At 71.8% G+C, this 19,742-nt stretch carries 15 protein-coding genes; 9 read left to right on the forward strand and 6 right to left on the reverse strand.

Annotation, left to right across the window (positions count from 1 at the left end):
- Positions 1 to 3: 3 nt before the first annotated feature.
- The gene (gene glgB / locus RB608_RS02575; RefSeq protein WP_308086208.1) at positions 4 to 1,941 is read right to left on the reverse strand and encodes a 1,4-alpha-glucan branching protein GlgB; all 1,938 of its coding nucleotides are present in this window, start codon (positions 1,939 to 1,941) and stop codon (positions 4 to 6) included.
- A 197-nt stretch (positions 1,942 to 2,138) separates the two neighbouring features.
- Between glgB and RB608_RS02580 the strand changes: the two genes are divergently transcribed.
- On the forward strand, positions 2,139 to 3,389 hold the full coding sequence (locus RB608_RS02580; RefSeq protein ID WP_308086209.1) for a multidrug effflux MFS transporter: 1,251 nt from the start codon (positions 2,139 to 2,141) through the stop codon (positions 3,387 to 3,389).
- Between the two features lie 220 nt (positions 3,390 to 3,609).
- On the opposite strand, the gene RB608_RS02585 is transcribed toward RB608_RS02580, so the two are convergent.
- The gene (locus RB608_RS02585; protein WP_308086210.1) at positions 3,610 to 3,990 is read right to left on the reverse strand and encodes a hypothetical protein; all 381 of its coding nucleotides are present in this window, start codon (positions 3,988 to 3,990) and stop codon (positions 3,610 to 3,612) included.
- A 117-nt stretch (positions 3,991 to 4,107) separates the two neighbouring features.
- Here RB608_RS02585 and RB608_RS02590 point away from each other — a divergent pair, with 117 nt between their 5' ends.
- A complete protein-coding gene (locus RB608_RS02590; protein ID WP_308086211.1) occupies positions 4,108 to 5,130 on the forward strand; it encodes a hypothetical protein in 1,023 nt (340 codons plus the stop codon).
- 4 nt (positions 5,131 to 5,134) lie between these two features.
- Here the strand turns inward: RB608_RS02590 and RB608_RS02595 are convergent, their stop codons facing one another.
- Genes RB608_RS02595 through glp form a run of 4 tightly spaced genes read right to left on the reverse strand, consistent with a single transcriptional unit; the run spans position 5,135 to position 11,532 of the window.
- Positions 5,135 to 6,517, reverse strand: a complete 1,383-nt coding sequence (locus RB608_RS02595) for a hypothetical protein (protein ID WP_308086212.1) — start codon at positions 6,515 to 6,517, stop codon at positions 5,135 to 5,137.
- Positions 6,514 to 8,235, reverse strand: a complete 1,722-nt coding sequence (treS, locus tag RB608_RS02600; RefSeq protein WP_308086213.1) for a maltose alpha-D-glucosyltransferase — start codon at positions 8,233 to 8,235, stop codon at positions 6,514 to 6,516. Before treS ends, RB608_RS02595 begins: the two co-directional genes overlap by 4 nt.
- Complete coding sequence (locus RB608_RS02605) at positions 8,232 to 10,256, reverse strand: alpha-1,4-glucan--maltose-1-phosphate maltosyltransferase (protein ID WP_308086214.1); 2,025 nt, start codon at positions 10,254 to 10,256, stop codon at positions 8,232 to 8,234. The genes treS and RB608_RS02605 overlap by 4 nt, the downstream gene beginning before the upstream one ends.
- A gap of 34 nt (positions 10,257 to 10,290) precedes the next feature.
- A complete protein-coding gene (glp, locus tag RB608_RS02610; RefSeq protein WP_308086215.1) occupies positions 10,291 to 11,532 on the reverse strand; it encodes a gephyrin-like molybdotransferase Glp in 1,242 nt (413 codons plus the stop codon).
- Positions 11,533 to 11,842: 310 nt separating this feature from the next.
- On the opposite strand from glp, the gene glgP reads away from it, so the two are divergent.
- From glgP to RB608_RS02645, 7 genes are all read left to right on the forward strand, one after another.
- Positions 11,843 to 14,428: an alpha-glucan family phosphorylase gene (gene glgP, locus RB608_RS02615; protein ID WP_308086216.1), complete on the forward strand. Its 2,586-nt coding sequence runs from the start codon at positions 11,843 to 11,845 to the stop codon at positions 14,426 to 14,428.
- Positions 14,429 to 14,664: 236 nt separating this feature from the next.
- Positions 14,665 to 15,138: a DUF3830 family protein gene (locus tag RB608_RS02620; RefSeq protein ID WP_308086217.1), complete on the forward strand. Its 474-nt coding sequence runs from the start codon at positions 14,665 to 14,667 to the stop codon at positions 15,136 to 15,138.
- 4 nt (positions 15,139 to 15,142) lie between these two features.
- Entirely contained in the window at positions 15,143 to 15,934 is a 792-nt protein-coding gene (locus tag RB608_RS02625) for an IclR family transcriptional regulator (protein WP_308086218.1), read from the forward strand.
- Positions 15,931 to 16,815 carry an ABC transporter substrate-binding protein gene (locus RB608_RS02630; protein WP_308086219.1) on the forward strand — a complete coding sequence of 295 codons (885 nt, stop codon included), beginning with the start codon at positions 15,931 to 15,933 and terminating at the stop codon, positions 16,813 to 16,815. The genes RB608_RS02625 and RB608_RS02630 overlap by 4 nt, the downstream gene beginning before the upstream one ends.
- A gap of 1 nt (position 16,816) precedes the next feature.
- Entirely contained in the window at positions 16,817 to 17,764 is a 948-nt protein-coding gene (locus tag RB608_RS02635; RefSeq protein WP_308086220.1) for an amino acid ABC transporter permease, read from the forward strand.
- On the forward strand, positions 17,761 to 18,540 hold the full coding sequence (locus RB608_RS02640) for an amino acid ABC transporter ATP-binding protein (protein ID WP_308086221.1): 780 nt from the start codon (positions 17,761 to 17,763) through the stop codon (positions 18,538 to 18,540). Before RB608_RS02635 ends, RB608_RS02640 begins: the two co-directional genes overlap by 4 nt.
- Before the next feature lie 45 nt (positions 18,541 to 18,585).
- Positions 18,586 to 19,740, forward strand: a complete 1,155-nt coding sequence (locus tag RB608_RS02645; RefSeq protein WP_308086222.1) for an aminotransferase class I/II-fold pyridoxal phosphate-dependent enzyme — start codon at positions 18,586 to 18,588, stop codon at positions 19,738 to 19,740.
- Positions 19,741 to 19,742 lie beyond the last annotated feature (2 nt).

Here is a 19,742-nt window from a genome sequence, read left to right on the forward strand (position 1 = left end):
GGGTCACCCTACGGGTGAGCGCAACCACAGGGTGGCGAGAGGGGGCACCACCAGGTCGGCGTACGCGGGACTGCCGCCGGGGGCGCCGGACTCCAGCGGCCCGGCCGCCCGCGCGTGGACGACCCCGAGGTTCCCGACCCCGCTGCCGCCGTACGCCGTGGCGTCGGTGTTGAGCAGCTCGACCCACTCGCCGGCGACCGGCAGCCCGAGCCGGTAGTCGTGGGGGACCGCCGCGAAGTTGGTGACGCAGACCAGGTCCGGCGTCCCGGCGTCCCCGGAGCGGCGGACGAAGGAGAAGACGTTGTGCCCGGCGTCCTGGGCGTCGATCCAGGCGAATCCCGCCGGGTCGTTGTCGAGGCGCCACAGGGCGGGCTCCTCGCGGTAGCGGGCGTTGAGATCGCGCACGAAGTCGCGGATGCCCGCGTGCTCGGGCTTCTGCAGCAGCCACCAGTCGAGCTCGCGGGCCTCGGCCCACTCGGTCTCCTGGCCCAGCTCGGTGCCCATCATCACCAGCTGCTTGCCGGGATGGGCCCACATGGAGGCGAGATAGGCGCGCAGCGTGGCGAGCTGCTGCCAGCGGTCGCCGGGCATCTTGCGCACCAGCGAGCCCTTGCCGTGGACCACCTCGTCGTGGCTGAGGGGGAGCACGTAGTTCTCGGAGAAGGCGTAGACGAGCGAGAAGGCCATCTCGCCGTGGTGGTACGCGCGGTGCACGGGGTCGTGCGCGAGATAGCGCAGGCTGTCGTGCATCCAGCCCATGTTCCACTTGAACCCGAAGCCGAGCCCGCCGCCCGACGTCGCTCCCGTCACACCCGGCCACGCGGTCGACTCCTCGGCGATCGTGACGATGCCGGGCACCCGCTTGTAGGCGGTGGCATTGAGCTCCTGCAGGAACTGCACCGCCTCCAGGTGCTCGTGGCCGCCGTACCTGTTGGGGGACCACTCGCCGTCCTTGCGGCCGTAGTCGAGGTAGAGCATCGAGGCGACCCCGTCGACGCGCAGGCCGTCGACGTGGAACTCCTCGAGCCAGTAGAGAGCGTTGGCGACCAGGAAGTTGCGGACCTCGGGACGGCCGAAGTCGAAGATGTGCGAGCCCCACTCGGGGTGCCAGCCGCGCTGCGGGTCGGCGTGCTCGTAGAGAGGGGTGCCGTCGAAGCGGACCAGCGCCCATTCGTCCGTCGCGAAGTGGCCCGGGACCCAGTCGAGGATCACGGCGATGCCGGCGGCGTGGAGGGCGTCGACGAGGCGGCGGAAGCCGTCGGGGTCGCCGAAGCGCGCGTCCGGTGCGAAGTAGCCGGTGACGTGGTAGCCCCAGGAGCCGCCGAACGGGTGCTGCATGACCGGCATCAGCTCGACGTGGGTGAAACCGAGGTCGGCGAGATAGGCGGGGAGATCCGCGGCCAGCTCGTCGTAGGTCCAGAAGGAGCCGTCGGGGTGGCGCTTCCACGAGCCGAGGTGCAGCTCGTAGGTCGCCATCGGCTCGCGCACGGGTTGCCGGTCCGCGCGGGCGGCGAGCCAGGCGTCGTCCTGCCAGACGTGGCGGCTGGTGAACACGCGTGACGCGGTCGCGGGAGGGACCTCGGCGTGGGAGGCCATCGGGTCGGCCTTGTGGCGCCAGATCCCGTCGGCGCCTTCCACGACGTACTTGTAGGAGGCGCCCGAACCGACCCCGGGGACGAAGATCTCCCAGAGGCCCGAGCCGACGGCCGTCATCCGGTGGGCGTTGCCGTCCCATCCGTCGAAGTCGCCGACGACGCTCACGTTGCGGGCGTTCGGGGCCCAGACGACGAAGTTGGTCCCGGGCTCCCCGCCGTCCTCGCCGGCGTCGTGGACATGGGCGCCGAGGACCTGCCACAGGAGCTCGTGTCGACCCTCCGCCACCAGGTGGAGGTCGACCTCCCCGAGTGTCGTTGCGGACGTGCTGCGCTCAACGGGCGGCATCTCCCCGAGTCTAGGCCGTGTCTCCCAAGTCCGCGCCTGCTGCGCGACGTTTCCGACTCGATCTGGCTGCGTTGGGGCCGCTCGACGTGCGACCCGGCATGCCTTCGCGTCCCCGCCTTGCCAGATCGGCCGCAAACGCCGCTCGCGACGGCGCCGCCCTGGGAGACACGACCTAGTCGGTAGGGAATGATGCGCGAGTGAGCGAACGCATCGGCTGGCGATACGCCGTCCTCGTCCCGGCGGTCCTGGCGGCGCTCTCGATGATCGGTCCGTTCAGCATCGACACGCCGTTCCCGGCGTTCCCCGAGATGGGCCGCGAGCTCGGGGCCGGCACCGAGGCGCTCCAGCTGATCGTCACCGTCTACCTCGGGTCCTTCGCCCTGATGAGCGTGTTCCACGGCCCGCTCTCCGACGCCGTCGGGCGCCGGCCGGTGATGGCGGCCGGGATCGTGGTCTACGTCCTCGCCTCGCTCGGGTGCGCGCTTGCCGACAGCCTGCCGGTGCTCCTCGTGTTCCGGGCACTGCAGGGGCTGAGCGCCGGTGGCGCCACCATCGTGAGCCGGACCGTGATCCGTGACCTGTTCGACGGACCGCAGGCACAGCGGCTGATGAGCCGGGTCGCGATCATCTTCGGCCTCGCTCCCGCGATCGGTCCCCTGCTCGGCGGGGTGCTGCTCCAGGTCGGCCCCTGGCCGCTGATCTTCGCCTTCCAGGCCGGACTCGGCGTCCTCCTGGTGCTGGCCGTCGTCTTCCTGCTGCCCGAGACCCACCCACGTGAGCGGCGGGTGCCGCTCCGGGTCGGTGCGGTGCTCGGCGGCCTGGTCCAGGTCGTGCGCGAGGGCGCCTTCCACCGGCTCGGCTGGGCGACGGCCCTGATCTTCGGTGCCCAGTTCCTCTACATCGGCGGCGCCGCGGTGTTCGTCGTCGACGTCCTCGGGCAGGGCGAGCTCGACTTCTGGAAGCTGTTCGTCCCGATGATCGGCGCGATGATGGTCGGCTCCTGGCTGTGCGGCCGCGCCGCCGGCCGGATCTCCGCCCGCCGCCTGATCTCCTGGGGATGCACCACCTCGTTCGCGGGCGGGGTGGTCGCCGTGGTCGTCGCCGCGACGCCGCTCGGGGACCGGATGCCCTGGGCCGTCATCGGCGTCTCGCTCATCTCACTCGGCAACGGCATCACCTACCCGACCCTCCAGCTGATGCTGCTCGACCGCTTCCCCGGCCGGCGGGGTGCCGTGGTGTCGATGGCCACCTTCATCACGCTGGTCCTCAACGCCGTCACGGCCGTCGCCGTCGTCCCCGTCATCGGCGGCTCCGCCCTCGGGTTCGCCGTCGCGGCGCTGGTCGGCGTCGGTGCCGGGCAGCTCTGCTGGGCCTGGCACTGCGCGGTCGAGGACCGCGACTGCGCGGTGCCGGGTGTCGGTGACCGGGAGCCGGTGGACCTGTTGTGACCGGCTGCAGGAATCGCCGGTCGACCGGCGATTCCTGCACTTGTCGGGCATTGCAACGCCCGACAGGTGCAGGAAGTGCCCGCCCGGTGTGACGTGTGGGACGAAGGGGGCGACGGCGTACGACGACCCCGGCCCTCACCGACGCCAGGTTCTGGCTCGCGTGCATCCGCGGCCGGTGATCTGCCGGGTCCGATCGGGCGGCTCGCTCGCGCGGCGCCCGTCACCTCGGTCGGGCGACGTGCCGTGCGCCGTCCGACCGCTCGAACGCCCACGCGGCGAGGCCGAAGAGTCCGGCGAAGCCGGCGCTGAGCCAGAATACGTCGAGTGTCTGGTCGTCCTCGGCGAGCCCCGCGGCCACGGCGACCGCCCCGGCGAGGAGGACGGCGACGGCGGTGGCGCCGAGCGCCAGCGCCATGCCGTGCGGCCGCAGCCTGGCGACCGCGACGCCCACGGCGCCGACCGCGAGCGCGCCCGCGTACAGCAGGTCGGGCGGGCCGCCGTCCCCGACGATGCCGAGGGCGGCGATGCCGAAGCCGATGACGAGCGTCGTGCCGAGCGCGACGACCAGCCCGACGGCGTACCAGGTGGGTGAGGTCCTCATGTCCCGCACGCTAGGCCGCCGGCCGGGCGGGAGGTGGGCGGGAGACGTGCAGATCCCGTGCAGGTGCCCGGTGCCACGAAACCCGGCGCCCGGCCCCGACAACTGGGAGGATGCGTCATGGCCTCCTGCTCCCGGGTCCGTTCCCTCACCATGCTCACCGGTGCCCTGGCGCTCGCCTCCGTCCTGGCGGCCTGTGGTGTTCCCGAAGCGCTCACCGACGAGCTGAGCGCAGGCAAGGCGGGTCGGCTCGAAGACCGGGCCGGAGGCGGAGCCGATCAGGCCAGCGACGGCGAGGGGGACGACGGGGCCGGCGTACAGGTGGTCCCGGGGACCAAGCGCGAGGCCCAGGCGCTGGTGGACGCCGCCGAGCAGCGGCTGCTCGAGGAGCCGGATGCCGACTTCGACGTGTCCTGGACCGGCGGAGGCTTCTGGGAGACGCCGATCGAGGGACGCTTCGACGCCGAGCAGCTGGCGGCGGAGGTCACGATCGAGATGGGCGAGGACGACCGCTATGAGCTGCGCCTGCTCGGCGAGGACACCTGGGTACGGGCGACGGTGGACGGCAGGCCGATGGACTGCTGGATGCATATGACCGGCGGCCCCGAGGAGGGCGGCCCGATGGGGCTGCCCTATCAGGCGTTGCTGCTTCTCGAGCCGGTCGCTCTCGGCTTCCTGGAGCTCCCCGCCGGCGCCACTGGGCCGCAGGGCTTCGGCGACCAGGTGGTGGTCGAGCTCCGGCTGGACGAGGCGCTGCCGGCGGCCCTCCCGCAGCTGGGTGGACCAACGAGGAAGCCGCTCGATCCCCGAGCACGGGTCCGTGCGGTGGCGGATGTCGGAGCGGGGCCGCGCTATAGGTCCATCGAGTACGAGGCTGCCGACCTCGTGGACGCGCTCGCGGCATCCAAGGGCGGTGTGCCGCGCGAACTGCGCCGGCTCGTGGCGGAGCCGACCATGCGTGCGATACGCGTGCAGATCGACTACCGCAACTATGGCAGCGGCCAGGTCCGGATCGCGGTGCCACCGCGCGCCAAGGTGGCCGACTTCGGCAGCTGGAGCGACCTGCTCGCCGGCCTCGAGGATCCGGCCGCCCGCGAGCCGGGCGGCGCCCCGTCGTGCGACGCCGCGCTCCGCGGCGCCTGACGCGTCAGCCCGCGGTCAGCCGAGCCACGCCCGCCAGCGGGATCGGCAGCCAGGTCGGTCGGTTCCGCGCCTCGTAGACACACTCGTAGACGGCCTTGTCGACGACGTACGCCGTCAGCAGCGCCCGGTCCGCGGGGCCCAGGCCACCGTCGCCGCAGTACGCCGCCAGGAAGGCCTTGCGGTTGCGGCGGGCCCATTCGTCGGCCCGGACACCGCGCTGGTGCAGCACGTCGGGATCCTCCTCGGGCATCGACTCGGCGACCGCGTGCGGCGCGTAGTCGAACGAGCGGAGCATGCCGGCCACGTCGCGCCAGGGGGAGTCGGGCAGCAGGCGCTCGGCGAGCGGGCGGGCCGGCTCGCCCTCGAAGTCGACCAGCTTCCAGCCGACCACGGTGCGCAGGGTCTGGCCGAGATGGAGGTCGGCATGGATCCGCTGGACGGACACGACCTCCAGGCGCGCGACGGCGGCGAAGATCGAGCGCGCGGCGTCGGCGTACCCGGCGAGCTCGGGGACGACCTCGACCGCGGCGTCGAGCCGGGCGGCCATGGGCGCGGCCAGGTCGGCGCCCGGCACGTCGGCGACGGGGAAGGACGCGGCCAGCTGGGCGTGCACCTCGGCCAGGGCGGTGCCGAGACGGGCAGCCTCGCCGGCGAAGTCGCCGCCGACCTCCTCGGCGTGCAGGTCGGCCTCGGCGAACAGGTCGCGGACGCTGGCCAGCGCGAGGTCCCAGCCGTCGCTGGCGGTGCGCAGGAACTGCTGGAGCATCCCGAGCTGGAGGTCCTCGACCTCGATCCAGCCGTAGAGCTGGGCGATGTGCGGCGACCCGACCTCGGTGAGCACCCGGTGCGTGGTGATGTCGGGGTTCTCGCCGGGTGTCACCTTGCGGAACAGCTTGAGCACGGAGTCCTCGCCGAACAGCACCGACGAGTTCGACTGCTCGCCGCTGAACAGACTGCCCGGGGCGTCCAGGTCGAGATCGTGGCCCGGCAGCCGCACGAAGCCGGGCCGCTCGCCGAACGCCCGCAGCAGGTGCGCCATCGCGGCCCGGTCCTGCGGCGCGTCGTACGCCGGGAGCCCGGTCCGGGCCGACTCGCCGGCCGACTCGCCGGCCTCCGTGGCGGAGCGCCCGGCGGGCCAGCGGCCCACCAGGGCGTGCTCCAGCCGGCCCTGCGGCTCGTCGTACAGGGCGAGCGGGAGCTGGTAGAGGTCGCGCTCGCCCGTGCCGTCGTAACTCACCTCGACCAGCAGCATGACGACCTCGGGGGAGCTGCCGAGCCGGAGCAGCTCCCGGGTGCCGGTGACGGTGAACGCGCGTCCCTTGCCACCGAACCAGCGGCTGCGCTCGAGGAACGGGGCGAGGAACACGGGGACATCGGCTGGGCTCACAGCACCGGCCTCCCTGTCGTCTCCGGATCCGTCAGTCGGAACCAATAGAAGCCGTGCCCGCTGAGCGTCAGGAGATACGGGAGCTCGCCGATCGGGGGGAACGGCACGCCGCCCAGCAGCTCGACCGGGACCCGTCCCTCGAACCGGCGCAGGTCGAGCTCGACCGGCTGCGGGAAGCGGGAGAGGTTGTTGACGCAGAGGATGACGTCGTCGCTGCGGGCGGAGTCGTGCTCGCGGACGTACGACAGCACCGTCGGGTTGGAGCCACCGAGGTCGCTGAAGGTGCCGAGCCCGAAGGCGTCGTGCTGGCGGCGGATGTGGATCATCCGGCGGGTCCAGTGCAGCAGCGAGGACGGGTTCTCCAGCTGCGCCTCGACATTGACGCTCTGGTAGCCGTAGACCGGGTCCTGGATGGCGGGCAGGTGCAGCTTGCCGGGCGTGGCCGAGGAGAAGCCCGCGTTGCGGTCGGGGGTCCACTGCATCGGCGTGCGGACGCCGTCGCGGTCGCCCAGCCAGATGTTGTCGCCCATCCCGATCTCGTCGCCGTAGTAGAGGACGGGCGAGCCGGGCAGCGAGAGCAGCAGCGCGGTGAACAGCTCGATCTGGTTGGTGTCGTTGTCGAGCAGCGGCGCGAGCCGCCGGCGGATGCCGATGTTGGCCTTCATCCGCGGGTCCTTGGCGTACTCGCCCCACATGTAGTCGCGGTCCTCGTCGGCGACCATCTCGAGGGTCAGCTCGTCGTGGTTGCGCAGGAAGATGCCCCACTGGCAGCCGGCCGGGATGTCCGGCGTCTGGTCCATGATCTCCGAGATCGGGAAGCGCGACTCGCGGCGCACCGCCATGAAGATGCGCGGCATCACCGGGAAGTGGAAGGCCATGTGGCACTCCGTGCCGACGACGTCGCCCGCCTCGTCCTCCTCCGGGCCGAAGTACTCCACCACATCGGTCGGCCACTGGTTCGCCTCGCACAGCAGCACCCGGCCCGGGTAGTTGTCGTCGACGAAGCGGCGCACCTTCTTGAGGAACGCGTGCGTCTCGGGGAGGTTCTCGCCGTTGGTGCCGGGGCGCTCGTAGAGATACGGCACCGCGTCGAGCCGGAAGCCGTCGAGGCCCATGTCGAGCCAGAACGCCATCGCCTCCAGCATCGCGTCGTGGACCTTGGGGTTGTCGAAGTTCAGGTCCGGCTGGTGGTGGAAGAAGCGGTGCCAGTAGTACTGGTTGCGGGTCTGGTCCCAGGTCCAGTTCGACGGCTCGGTGTCGACGAAGATGATCCGCGCGTCCTGGTAGAGCTCGTCGGTGTCGGACCAGACGTAGAAGTCGCCGTACGGGCCGTCGGGGTCGGTGCGGGACGCCTGGAACCACGGGTGCGCGTCACTCGTGTGGTTCATGACGAAGTCGATGATCACCCGGATCCCGCGCTCGTGGGCGGCGTCGAGGAAGGCGTGGAAGTCGTCGACCGTGCCGATCTCGGGGAGGATGCCGGTGTAGTCGGCGACGTCGTACCCTCCGTCGCGCAGCGGCGAGGTGAAGAACGGCGGCACCCACAGACAGTCGACACCGAGCCACTGCAGGTAGTCGAGCTTCTCGGTCAGGCCCCGGAAGTCGCCCGTCCCGTCGGCGTCGGAGTCGCGGAACGAGCGGACCAGGACTTCGTAGAACACCGCCGTCCGGAACCACTCCGGCTCCTCGTTCAAGACGATCGACTCGGCCGTGGTCATGCGGTGTGTCCCTTCACGGTCAGGATGTGCGCCGGCTGGGCAGGATCGAGCCGGACGTAGTTGTGCTCGCCCCAGGTCCACTCGCTGCCCGTCAGCTCGTCGCGGACGGCGAACGAGGTGCCCGGCTCGAGGCCGAGCGCGGCCAGGTCGAGGTGGACCGTCGACTCGCGGACCTGGTGGGGGTCGAGGCTGAGGACCACGATCACCCGGTCACGGGTCCCGTCGGGGAGGGCGTCGGTCTTGGACCAGCAGACGACATGGTCGTCCTCGGCAGCGTGCAGGCGCAGGTTGCGCAGCAGCTGGAGGGCGGGGTGCGCCCGCCGGATCGCGTTGAGCCGGGTGACGTACGGCGCCAGCTCGCTCGGGGCGCTCCAGTCCCGGACCCGGATCTGGTACTTCTCCGAGTCGAGGTACTCCTCGCTGCCCGGCCGCACCGCGACGTGCTCGCCGAGCTCGTACCCGGCGTACATGCCCCAGCTGGGGGAGGACATCGCCGCCAGCACGGCCCGGATCCGGAAGGCGCCCGCGCCGCCGTACTGCAGGAACTCGTGGAGGATGTCGGGGGTGTTGACGAAGAAGTTCGGCCGGATCCGGTGCGCCGACTCCTGGGACACCTCGCGCAGGTAGTCCTCGACGTCGGCCTTCTCGGTGCGCCACGTGAAGTACGTGTAGGACTGGTGGAACCCGATCGCCCCGAGGGTCTGCAGCATCGGCGGCTTCGTGAACGCCTCGGCGAGGAAGAGCACGTCGGGGTCGGTGCGCCGGACCTCGGCCAGCAGCCACTGCCAGAACGCGACCGGCTTGGTGTGCGGGTTGTCGACCCGGAAGATCCGCACGCCGTGAGCCATCCAGTGGCGTACGACGCGCAGCACCTCGGCGGAGATGCCGGCCGGGTCGTTGTCGAAGTTGACCGGGTAGATGTCCTGGTACTTCTTCGGTGGGTTCTCGGCGTAGGCGATCGACCCGTCGGCCCGGGTGGTGAACCACTCCGGGTGGGTCGCCACCCAGGGGTGGTCGGGCGCGCACTGCAGGGCGAGGTCGAGGGCGACCTCGAGGTCGAGGGCCTTCGCCGCGGCGACGAAGGCGTCGAAGTCCTTGATCGTGCCGAGGTCGGGGTGGACGGCGTCGTGGCCGCCGTCCTTGCTCCCGATCGCCCACGGAGAGCCCTTCCAGTCCGGGGGAGTGGCCTCGCCGTCGGGCAGCACGGTGTTGTTGGGGCCCTTGCGGTTGACCTGGCCGATCGGGTGGATCGGCGGCAGGTAGACCACGTCGAAGCCCATCGCGGCCACCGCGGGCAGCCGCTCGGCGGCGGTGCGGAAGGTGCCGCTGGCGATCTCGCCGGTCGCCGGGTCGTAGGTCGCTCCCTCGGAGCGGGGGAACAGCTCGTACCAGCTGCCGAAGAGCGCCCGCGAGCGGTCGACGAACACGGGGAACGGTCCCTCGACGGTGAGCAGGTCGCGCAACGGGTGGGCCTCGAGCGCGGTGACCACCTCGGGCGACTCGAGTTGCGCGAGCCGGGCCTCGACCGGCCGGGCCTCGTCACCGGCCGCGGCGATCGCGGCCTGCACGGTCTTCTGCTCGGCCTTCGTGAGCCCGCCCCCGGCGAGGGCGCGCTCGAACAGCAGCCGGCCCTCGGCGAACATCAGCTCGACGTCGACACCGGCGCGGATCTTGATCCCGGCGTCGTGGAACCAGGTGCCGAGCGGGCTCGACCAGGCGTGGATCTCGAACGACCATGGCCCCTCGGCGTCGGCGCTCACCCACGCCTCGTAGCGGTCCACGGTGAACCGGTCGCGGGCCGGCAGCGCCTGCATCCGCACCGGTGGTCGTCGTACGCCGTCCGGCCCGGTCAGCACCACCTCCGCACCGAGGCGGTCGTGTCCCTCGCGGAACACGGTCGCGCGGACCGGGAACGGCTCGCCCAGGCCGGCCTTGACCGGCAGGTGGGCGTTCTCGGTGGGGTTGCTGGTTCCGGCCGCGAGGACCGGCTCGACGTCGATCACGGGGATGCGTCCGACCATGGCTCGAACCTATCGAGTCCGTGATGGGTCGCGTCTAGTCGGAGGTCAGGTCCCAGACGTCGACCGGGTCGCCGGCCGCCAGGGGAGCGCCGTCGGCGGGCAGGTCGATGAGGGCGTCGGCGCCGGCGAACCAGCCGAGGAAGCCGGAGCCCGGCGGGCCCCACGGTGCGACCGTCCCGGTGGCGCGGTCGAGGCGGGCGCGCCGCAGCTGGCGCTTGCCCCGCAGCGGCTGGAGCGGCTCGGCGAGCGTGGCCCGGACCACGGTGCGCCGCGGGCGCGGGTGCCCGAAAGCCGACCGCAGTGCGGGGCGGACGAACACCTCCCACGAGGTGAGCGCGCTGACCGGGTTGCCGGGCAGGCAGACCACCGGCGTCTGGTCGACGAGACCGGATCCCTGGGGCATGCCGGGCTGCATCGCGACCTTCACGAACTCGATCCCGCGCGGCCCCAGGCCGTCCTTGACCACCTCGTAGGCCCCGGCGCTGACGCCGCCCGAGGTGATCACGAGGTCGACGTCGCCCGCCGCCAGCTCGCCGTCGAGGAGAGCGAGGAAGGTCGGGACGTCGTCCTCGACCCAGAGCTTGCGCACCGCGACGCCACCGGCCTCCTCGACCGCTGCCGCGAGCAGCGCGCCGTTGGCGTCGCGGATCTGGCCCGAGCCGGGCGCCGGGTCCTCGGCGAGCTCGGAGCCCGTCGACACGACGAGCACCCGCGGGCGGCGCCGGACGACGACCTCGCGGACGCCGAAGGCGGCGAGGACGCCGAGCTGGGCCGGTCCGAGCGTCGTACCCGCCGCCAGCACCTCCGTCCCGGCGGCGACGTCGGAGCCCGCGGTGCGCACGAAGCTGCCGACGGGGCGTGCCTCGCGGATCTCGACCGTCTCCGTGCCGCCGTCGGTCGCCTCCACCTCGACGACCGCGTCGGCGCCGGCGGGGACGGCGGCGCCGGTCATGATCCGGCGGACCTGGCCGGGCGCGAGCTCGCCGACCGGGGCGCCGGCGGGGATGTCCTCGCCGACCGGCAGGCGCACCGGGGTGTCCGGGGTCGCGGCGGCGACCTCGGCCGCGCGCACGGCGTACCCGTCCATGCCGGAGTTGTCGAAGGCCGGCAGCGGCTCGGGGGCGGTGACCGTCTGGCCGAGCACCCGTCCGCGCGCCCGGTCGAGCGGCACCGGCTCGGTGGGCCAGGGCCGGTCCGGGCCGCGGCCGGCGGCGAGGAGGGCGGCGACGTGGCGCTGGTGCTCGGGGACCGGGCGGAGGGGGGCTGGCGTGCTCATTCCCGCCAGCCTAGGCCCCGCTCACCTCCGCGACTCGAGGCCCGCGACGTCTGGCCGCCAGGCCAGCCCAGCCACGGCAACTGCGCAGCGCGGCAGCGGTGCGCCTCGATCTGCGACACGCTCGCGCCATCAAGGAGGCCTACGACGGGCAGGGCGGCCCCCATGACTCCACCCCGCCCGTCTGTACCGGCACAACGGAGATGGGCCGCCCGGCGTTACGCGCAACCGGGGGTCGCGTCTACCGGGCTCTCGGCGAGTCCGGGGCGGCGCGCTCTTGGATCGTTCAAGTCCGATTGGCTAACGTCGGTCCATGCGTGCGATCCGGAGGTTCACGGTCCGCCCCGTCCTGCCCGACGCGCTCGCCTCGCTGGGCGAGCTCGCGGCCAACCTGCGCTGGTCGTGGCACCCGCCCACCCAGGCGCTGTTCGAGGCGGTCGACGCCCAGCTCTGGCAGGAGGTCGGGCATGACCCGCTGCGGCTGCTGGGCGAGGTGAGCGCCGAGCGGTGGTCCGAACTGGTGGCCGACGACGACTATGTGCGGCGGGTGGCCGAGGTGCGGGCCGACCTGGCGTCGTACCTCGCGGAGGACCGGTGGTACCAGCGCGCCCGGGCCGCCGCCCCGGACGGCACCTGGCCCCGCTCCATCGCGTACTTCTCGCCCGAGTACGGCATCACGGCGGTGCTGCCGCAGTACTCCGGTGGTCTCGGCATCCTGGCCGGCGACCACCTCAAGGCCGCGAGCGACCTGGGCGTGCCTATCGTCGGCGTCGGCCTGCTCTACCGCCACGGCTACTTCAAGCAGGCCCTGTCCCGCGACGGCTGGCAGCAGGAGAGCTACCCGGTCCTCGACCCCGACGGGCTGCCGCTGTCGTTGCTGCACGAGCACGACGGCAGCCGCACCACGATCGCGATCCGGTTGCCGGACGGCCCCGACCTGCTCGCCCGCGTCTTCGTGGCCAGCGTCGGCCGGGTGCCGCTGCTGCTGCTCGACACCGACGTCGAGGAGAACCCGGAGGCCTACCGCCTCGTCACCGACCGGCTGTACGGCGGCAACACCGAGCACCGGCTGCGCCAGGAGTTGCTGCTGGGTGTCGGCGGCGTCCGGGCGCTGCGCGCCTTCGCCCGGATCACCGGGGCGCCGGAGCCCGAGGTCTTCCACACCAACGAGGGCCACGCGGGCTTCCTCGGCGTCGAGCGGATCCGCGAGCTGACCGCCGAGAGCGATGTCGACTTCGCGACCGCGCTCGAGGCCGGCCGCGCGTCCACGGTCTTCACGACGCACACCCCGGTGCCCGCGGGCATCGACCGGTTCCCGCGCTCCCTGGTCGAGCAGTACCTCGGCGAGCACGGCGCCACGCCCGGCGTACCCGTCGACCAGGTGCTCGCCCTCGGCGCCGAGGACTACGACGGCGGCGACCCCGGCGTCTTCAACATGGCGGTGATGGGCTTCCGGCTCGCCCAGCGCGCCAACGGCGTCTCGCAGCTGCACGGTCACGTCAGCCGCGGCATGTTCAACGGCCTGTGGCCCGCCTTCGACGAGGCCGAGGTGCCGATCACCTCGATCACCAACGGCGTGCACGCGCCCACCTGGGTGGCTCCCGAGGTCGCGGCCCTCGCCGAGGCGCAGGGAGCCGACTATCACGGCGACGACGCCGCCGCGTTCTGGGCGGCCTTCGACAAGGTGCCCGGCCCCGACGTGTGGCGCACCAAGCGACGGTTGCGGGAGCGTCTCGTCGAGGATGCCCGCCGCCGGCTGCGCAGGTCCTGGGAGAAGCGCGGCGCCTCGCCGGCCGAGCTCGGCTGGATCGAGGAGGCCCTCGACCCCGACGTGCTGACGATCGGCTTCGCGCGGCGGGTGCCGTCGTACAAGCGACTCACGCTGATGCTGCGCGACCCCGACCGGCTCAAGGCGCTGCTGCTGCACCCCGAGCGCCCGGTCCAGCTGGTCGTCGCCGGCAAGGCGCACCCCGCCGACGACGGCGGCAAGCGGCTGATCCAGGAGCTGGTCCGGTTCGCCGACGCCGAGGACGTGCGGCACCGGATCGTGTTCCTGCCCAACTACGACATCGCGCTCGCGCAGCCGCTCTACCCGGGCTGCGACGTGTGGCTCAACAACCCGCTGCGCCCCTACGAGGCGTGCGGCACGTCCGGCATGAAGGCCGCGCTCAACGGCGGTCTCAACCTGTCGATCCTCGACGGCTGGTGGGACGAGTGGTACGAGCCGGAGTTCGGCTGGCCGATCCCGTCCGCCGACGGTCTGGCGGACTACTCCGACCAGCGCGACGACCTGGAGGCGACCGCGCTCTACGACCTGATCGAGAACGAGGTCGCGCCGCGCTTCTACGACCTCGACCACGAGGGCGTGCCCGCGGGGTGGGTCGAGATGCTCCGAGCGACCTGGGCCAACCTCGGGCCCAAGGTGCTCGCCACCCGGATGGTGCGCGACTACGTCGAGAAGCTCTATGCGCCCGCGGCCCGCAACGCCCGCGCGCTCGCGGCCGTCGAGAACGGCGCCCGCGACCTCGCCGGCTGGAAGGCCCGGGTGCGCGGTGCCTGGGACGGCGTCCGGGTCGAGCACGTCGAGGCCGAGGGCATCGGCGACGTCGCCGAGGTCGGCGCGGTGCTGCACGTCCGTTCCTACGTAGCCCTCGGCGAGCTGTCGCCGCAGGACGTCGAGGTGCAGCTCGTCCACGGCCGGGTCGACGCCGAGGACGACATCGTCGCCGCGTCCGTCGTACCGCTGGCGCTGGTGGAGTCGTACGACGGCGGGCGGCACCGCTTCGACGGCGAGGTCGCGCTCGGCCGCTCGGGCCCGTTCGGCTACACCGTCCGGGTCCTCCCCGCGAACCCGCTCCTGGTCGCCCCCGCCGAGCTCGGGGTCGTCGCCCTGGCCTGACCGACCCGGCGCATCTGAACCTCTGAGAGCCACCGACCCGTCGCGTTCGAACGCGACGGGTCGGTGGCGTTTTCGACCGGCCAGCGGGCCATGTTTCGGCGCCGTGACTTTTCCCTTACGGGCGATGGCGACTTGCCGCGAGGCCCTTCCGCTGGCGGTCGTCGAGGTCTATGGTCCAGATCACATCGTGCGCATATCGCACAGGTGTTTCGCACAGTGAAACGAGGGCTAGATCCATGACGCTGATCGACATCGAGTTCACGGGCCAGGGCAAGACCTTCCAGGCCGCGCTGCTCGAGGAGTCCGCACCGCAGACGTGTACGGCGCTGCGGGCGATGCTGGGGGAGTCCGTCACCGGCGCGAGCTACCACTCGATCTACTCGGGCCAGGAGTTCTACGTGTACTGCCCGCCGGTCGACCTGCCCCTGGAGAACCACGTGGTGTGGCCCAAGCGCGGACAGATCGTCTACTACTTCTTCCCCGAGAACATGTACTCCGGGATGCATGTCCACCAGGACCGGATCCAGGGCGACGGCGCCGAGATCGCGCTCTGGTACGGGCACGGCGACCTGCGGATCGTGACCGAGACGGGCATCCGCGGGAACCTGTTCGCCGAGGTGCTCCCCGAGCAGCTGGACGACTTCTACGCGGCCGGCGACCACATCCTGGCCCACGGTCGCGAGGACATCGTGATCCGGATGGCGGGCTGACCCGATGCCGCGCTACGAGGTCGAGGGCGTCCAGAAGGCGATCTCGCTGCTGCGCGCTCTCGCCCGGGCCGACCGCCCGCTGGGCGCCTCGGATCTCGGTCGCGAGCTCGGACTCGGGCGCTCAACGGTCTTCCGGCTGCTCTACACCCTCCAGCTCGACGGCATGGTCCGCCAGGACGAGGAGACCAAGAAGTACCGGCTCGGTCCCGACCTCGCCGCCCTCGGCCGCGCCGCCAGCGACGACTTCGACCTGCGGCGCGAGGCGCGGCCCGCGATGGAGAAGCTGGCGGCGGCGGTCAACCTGCCGGTCTTCCTCAACGTCCCGGGCGCGGCCGACGTCATCTGCCTCGAGCACGTCGCGAGCCTGAACGTCGTCGAGCTGTACGGCCGGGCCGGGTCGACGCTGCCCTACCACGCCTGCCCCTCCGGCTATGTGCTGTTGGCCTTCGGACCGGCCGAGCGCCTCGAGCAGGTGCTCGCGGGCCCGCTGCCCCGGCACGCCTCGGCCACCCCGGACGCCGACGCGCTGCGCACCGTCGTGGAGGAGGTACGCCGCACCGGCGTCGCCTACGGCCGAGACGACCTCGACGAGGGCGTCTCCTCCCTGGCGGTCCCGCTCCTCGACAGTCACGGCCACCCGCTGGCCTCCCTCGGCCTCGCCGGGTTCTCGGTCGCCTTCGACGACCGCCTCGATGACCTCACGGCGAGCCTGAGGGCCGCCGCCGCCCAGATCTCGGAACACCCATCCCCGGCAGTTGGACACGGCCGACCGACACCACCTGGAGATCCGCAATGAACCGAAGCCGCACTCGTCTCCCCGCCGCTCTCGCCGTCGCGGCGCTGCTCGCGCTCGCGACCGCCTGTGGCTCCTCCGACGCGAAGCAGGACGAGCCCGATCCGTCCGCGGTCGTCGCCGCGCTGCGCGACAAGCTGCCGGACGCGGTGCAGAAGTCGAACAAGCTCAAGGTGGCCACCTCGATCTACCCGCCCGTCGACTTCTACGAGAAGGACGGCAAGACGCTCACCGGGTTCGACCACGACCTGATGGAGGAGGTCGCGAAGCGCCTCGGCGTGACGATCGAGTGGAACGTCATCGACTTCGCCGCCATCATCCCCGGCATCCAGTCCAAGCAGTACGACTTCGCCACCGACCTCAACGACACCGCGGAGCGCGAGGCGATGGTCGACTTCGTCACCCAGTTCCGCGACGGCACCTCGATCCTGGTGAAGAAGGGCAATCCCGAGGAGATCGGTGATCTGGACAGCCTGTGCGGGAAGACGGTGGCGGTCACCAAGGGCAGCACCCAGATCGCCCTGGTGACGACCCAGAACGCCACCTGCTCCACGCCGATCGAGATGCTCCAGCTCCCCGACGATCCCGACGCCATGCTCGCGATGCGCAACGGGCGTGCCGACGCCTATCTCGTCAACACCCTGGCCGGCTCGTACGCCGTCAACTCAGCGGGGCAGGACGGCTTCGAGATCCTCGAGGGCGTCTACGACGAGGTCTTCGCCGGCCTGGCCTTCCCGAAGTCCTCGGCCGAGCTGCGAGACGCGATCCAGGCCGCCCTGCAGTCGCTGATCGACGACGGTACCTACGGCGAGGTGATGAGCGAGTACGGCCTGGACAACAACGTGATCGACAAGAGCGTGGTCAATGCTGTCGGCAGCCAGTGAGATGAGCACCCCGACGGGTACGCCGGCGGGCGGGCCGAGCGGCGCGTCCGGAGACGTCGACGAGGCGATCCGCGCGGTTCCGGTGCGCCATCCGGGCCGGATGGTGGCCGGCGCCGTGCTGGTGCTGCTGCTCGTCTGGCTGGCGATCACGGTCGCGGGCAACGAGGAGTTCGACTTCGGGGTGATCCCCGACTACCTCTTCGACCCCGTGATCCTGGACGGGGTCCGGCTGACCCTGGTGCTGACGGTCGTATCCATGGCCTTCGGCCTGGTCATCGGCGTCGTCGCCGCGATCGGCCGGCTCTCCGACAACCCGGTGCTGCGCTGGACCGCCGGCGCGTACATCTGGCTCTTCCGCGGCACTCCGGTCCTGGTCCAGCTGGTCTTCTGGTTCAACATCGGCATCGTCTTCCCGACTTTGGGCCTCACGATCCCGTTCACCGACGTCAGCCTCTTCTCGGTCGAGTCGAACTCCGTGGTGACCCCGCTCAATGCGGCGATCCTCGGGCTCGGCCTGAACTCGGGTGCCTATATCGCCGAGATCGTGCGCGCCGGGATCACCTCGGTCGGGCGCGGCCAGGTGGAGGCGGCGTCCGCGCTCGGTCTGGAACCGCGCCGGACCATGCGCCGCATCGTGCTCCCGCAGGCGATCCCGGTCGCCGTACCGCCGTTGGGCAACGAGTTCGTGAGCATGCTGAAGTACTCCGCCCTGGCCAGCGTCATCGCGGTACAGGAGCTGCTCGGCTCGGTGGAGACGATCTACTCCGTCAACCTGCGCACGCTCGAGCTGCTCGTCGTGGCCAGCATCTGGTACCTCGCCCTGACCACGCTGTTCTCCTTCCTGCAGTCCCTGCTGGAGCGTCGGCTCGGCCGGGGGCGCAGCGGGATCGCCACCGTGCGCGCCCGCCGCGGCCGAGCGCCGCGGCGGGTCCGGAAGGCGGTCCGATGAGCACCCCGACCGCCCCCGTGCCGGCCGTCTCGGCGCGCGCGATCCGCAAGAGCTACGGCAACAACGAGGTGCTGTGCGGGATCGACCTCGAGGTCGATGCCGGCCAGGTGCAGGTCATCGTCGGTCCGTCCGGCAGCGGGAAGTCGACCTTCCTGCGCTGCATCAACCACCTCGAGCGCATCGACAGCGGACGCCTGTACGTCGAGGGCGATCTCGTCGGCTACCGGGAGCATCGCGGCCGGCTCCACGAGCTGCGCCCGCAGGAGGTCGCCCGGCAGCGTGCCCGCACCGGCATGGTGTTCCAGCACTTCAACCTCTTCGCGCACATGACGGTCACCCAGAACATCGTCGAGGCACCCCGGCACCTGCGGGGGCTGACGAAGCGCGACGCCGTCGAGCTGGCCCACGGCCTGCTGCAGCAGGTCGGCCTCGGCGACAAGGCGAACGCCTACCCGGCCGAGCTGTCCGGCGGCCAGCAGCAGCGGGTCGCCATCGCCCGGGCACTGGCGATGGAGCCGCGGCTGATGCTCTTCGACGAACCGACCAGTGCGCTCGACCCGGAGCTGGTCGGCGACGTCCTCGACGTCATGCGCGGCCTCGCCGAGGGCGGCATGACCATGGTCGTGGTGACCCACGAGATGGCGTTCGCCCGCGACGTCGGCGACGCGCTCGTCGTGATGGCCGACGGCCAGGTCATCGAGCAGGGCCCGCCGCGCGACGTGCTGGCGAACCCGGCGACCGAGCGCGCCGCCAAATTCCTCGCCCGGGTCCACTGACCCGGCGCCTCCGCACCCCGACCCACGCTAGGAAGTAGTCACTCCATGACCACCGCATCACTCGGTCCGAACACGCTCTCCATCCACGCCGGCGAGGCGACCGATCCGACCACCCATGCCCTGAACACCCCGATCTACCAGACCGCGACCTTCGCCTTCGACAGCGCGGCGGAGAAGGAGGACGCGGTCGACCGCGCGCTGGAGTGGGATCCCGGCGTCTTCTTCTACAGCCGCACGGGCAACCCGACGACGTACGCGCTGGAGCAGAAGCTCGCCGCGCTGGAGGGGGCCGAGGACGCCGCCGTCGGCGCCTCCGGCATGGCCGCCTGCGCCACGGCGCTGCTCTCGGTGCTCGAGACCGGCGACCACTGCGTCGCGTCCGCCGACCTCTTCGTCATCACCCGGGTGCTGCTCGACGACGTCCTGAAGGCCCGCGGCATCGAGGTCACCCACGTCGACGTCACCGACCTCGACGCCGTCGCCGCGGCGGTGCGCCCGAACACGAAGGCACTCTTCATCGAGTCGCTGTCGAACCCGCACATGGACGTCGCCGACCTGCCTGCCCTGGCCGCGCTCTCACGGGAGCACGACCTGGTCTTCGTGGTCGACAACACCTTCCTCTCACCGCGGTTGCTGCGTCCGCTCGAGCACGGCGCGGACCTGGTGGTGCACTCCGCCACGAAGTGGCTCGGCGGCCACGGTGACGCGGTCGCGGGCGTGGTCGCCGGCCGCAAGAGCCTGGTCGACAAGGTCCGGTTCCACCTCGACGCGCTCGGCGCCGCCGTCAGCCCCTTCAACTCGTGGCTGATCCTGCGCGGCATGAGGACCCTCGGCCTGCGGATGAACGCGAGCAGCACGAATGCCCTGGCCGTGGCCCAGTTCCTCGAGTCGCGGCCCGAGGTCGCCCTCGTCAGCTACCCCGGCCTGCCCTCGCACCCGCACCACGATCTCGCCCGCAAGCTCCTGCCCGACGGGTACGGCGGCATGATGGCGATCCGGCTGCACGGCGATGTCGACACCATGGGCCGGTTCGCTGCGGCGCTCGAGCTGTCGGCGATCGCCGTCAGCCTCGGCGACGTGCACACGCTCGTCTATCCGATGCCGAAGCGGGACAACCTGATCCGCCTCTCCATCGGCTGCGAGGACGTCGCCGACCTGATCGCCGACTACGCCCAGGCGCTGGACGCGAGCGCCGGGTGATC

The organism is Nocardioides sp. LHD-245, assembly GCF_030929495.1.
Classification (GTDB): domain Bacteria; phylum Actinomycetota; class Actinomycetes; order Propionibacteriales; family Nocardioidaceae; genus Nocardioides.